Genomic DNA, 2,598 nt, shown 5'->3' on the forward strand with positions numbered 1-2,598 from the left:
CAGCCCCAGTAGTTTGACCGATCCCATCGGATAGGCCAGTTGCTCAACCAGCTCGAACGAGCCACGTAAACGGTGCGGATCTTCAACCGGCAGCAGGATATTCGGTTTCCATGCGCGCTCTGACACACCCTGGGTAAGCTTGACCTTGCGGGCAGCCCACTCTGCGGTGGCGGTAAATAAGCCGCTGCGCACATCGCCGGTAGGCGCAGTCAGCTTTTTGCGCATCAGCGCCAGATAAATTGCAATCACCAGCGCTAATGCAATAAGACTGAATACCGCATTAATAATAAACATCGCAAATAAACAGCCTGCCAGACCCAGCAGCGGAATAATCCGCGGCACCCGCATCAGCGGCCGGAAACTAATAAGTCGCAGGCTTTGTTCAACCGACACCACCAGGTTAATTGTCGCGTAAGTCAAAAGGAAAATCATTGCGACCAGTGGCGCTATCGCATTAAGTTCCCGCAGCATAATGGCAGCTAACACAATAGCTGCAGTCAGGAAGGTAGCATTGCGCGGCTCGCCGCTGGTGGTTCGTTTTGAAAAAGCCGGGCTGTAAGGCACAATACTGTGGCTGGCCAAAGCCTGCAAAATGCGCGGTGCGCCGACAAAAGATGCCAGTGCAGAGGAAAAGGTAGCGGCCAGTAAACCGGCCAGCACCGCCGGGCCCCAGAACGCCCGATCAATCATAATGGTATAGTTTCCGGTCAGCTCATCAATGCTGGCCGAGCGCATCAGCCAGTAGGCCAGCAGCAGATAAACTACCAGGCTTACGCCGATAGCCGACATCATCCCGAGCGGTATAGAGCGCCTTGGGTTTTTTAAATCACCCGACATATTGGCACCGGCCATAATGCCGGTCGATGCGGGGAAAAACACGGCAAATACCAGCCAGAAAGACGTGCCAGAAAAGTTATCCTCGGGCGAGCCACGAAAATCTCCCCACCAGACAATCGGCTGGTCCATAGACCCCTGAAAAGCGGCGATAGCCACCGACAGCAGCGACGTTACGATAATCGCCAGAATAAGGTACTGGATTTTAAACGCCAGCGCGGTGCTGATCATTGTAATACCGAATATTACGGCAAAGATCAGCAAGTCAATAACGATAGGCTCAAGGGCTGGCAGGCCCCAGGCTGATACCGCCCACATGTAACCCTCGCGGAAACCGAAAATGTACATTACTACCGCTAATGCCTGAGAAATATAAAGCGGTATGCCAATGGCGCCGCCGGCTTCCAGCCCCAGTGACTGGGAAATCATCGAAAACGCGCCGCCGGCGCCAATCCGGATATTGGTGACAAAGGATGACATCGAAAGACCGGTAGCCGAGGTAATACTAAACGACAGTACAATAATCAGAATTGCGCCCGCCAGGCCAGCATTACCAACTACCCAGCCCTCGCGCAGAAACATAATTACGCCGAGAATCGTCAGCAAGGTCGGCGTAAACACCCCGGCCAGCGTACCAAATTTCTGTGGCTGAGCGGCTTCAGCCTTTTCGGTCTGCTGCTGAATGTTTTCAGTCTCGCCCGACTCTGCAGCAGCAGATTCAAGCGGCTTTACCGCACGGTCTGCTGGTGTGGGCTCGCCGCCCTGGCTTGTGCTGCTGTTATCTTCCGTTGCAGTCATTGGTTTGATTACACGCCTGAATTTAATAATGTATTAAAAGCATAGACGTGCTTTTTTCACATATCCAGCAACCCTGCTCTGCCAGCAGCGTGTGCCGGCCGCCTAATTTACCCAGGTCAGTACCCGCCTGGTATGCAACAGGCTTAACATGCCAGATACCGCAAAGGGCTGTTATACTGAGCTATTTATTAAAGGGCTGACTCTATGTCTGATTCTGCGATACGTGAGAGCTTGCCTGAAGATCTCCGTTACGTCGACGATAGCCAGCCAGGCATCAGTCGGAAAAACGTAAATGGCAACGTCAGGTATTACGATGCAAACGGGGAGCGCATTACCGATGATGACCAAATCAAGCGCCTGGATGCACTGGCAGTGCCCCCCTCCTACACCGATGTCTGGCTCTGTGCCAACCCTAATGGTCATCTGCAGGCCACCGGACGTGACTCAAACGGTAAAAAGCAGTATCTGTATCACGCACGATGGCGCGAGGTACGTGACGCCAACAAATATGCTAACCTGGCTGCGTTTGGTAAAGCACTGCCGGCGCTTCGCAAGCAACTTAATCAGCACATTGCCCAACAACAGCTCAGCCGTGAAAAGGTGCTGGCAACAGTCGTAAAGCTGCTTGATACCACCTTAATCAGGGTTGGCAACAATGAATATGCCAGGCGGAATAAATCCTACGGTGTAACGACCCTGCGCACCCGCCATGTCGAGATCACAGGCAATAAATTACAGTTTGAGTTTCGTGGCAAAAGTGGAGTTGAACACCAAATCAGTATCAAAGACCGGCGTTTGGCCAGGGTCGTCAAACGTTGCCAGGATTTACCGGGACAAGCGCTGTTTCAGTACCTGGACGAAAACAAAAACCGCCACAGTATAGATTCCTCCGATGTTAACGCTTACCTGCACAAGCTTTGCCAGGCAGACTTTACCGCCAAAGATTTCCGTACCTGGGCCGCCACG

General features: G+C 52.8%; 2 protein-coding genes. One reads left to right on the top strand and one right to left on the bottom strand.

What is annotated here, in order from left to right:
• Positions 1–1,632: amino acid permease (locus R3177_RS14425; RefSeq protein ID WP_318971705.1), on the bottom strand; the 1,632-nt coding region annotated here is incomplete at its 3' end.
• 204 nt (positions 1,633–1,836) lie between these two features.
• On the opposite strand from R3177_RS14425, the gene R3177_RS14430 reads away from it, so the two are divergent.
• The coding region (locus tag R3177_RS14430; protein WP_318971706.1) for a hypothetical protein at positions 1,837–2,598 on the top strand (762 nt) is incomplete at its 3' end.

The organism is Arsukibacterium sp. (genome assembly GCF_033722355.1).
GTDB lineage: Bacteria > Pseudomonadota > Gammaproteobacteria > Enterobacterales > Alteromonadaceae > Alishewanella.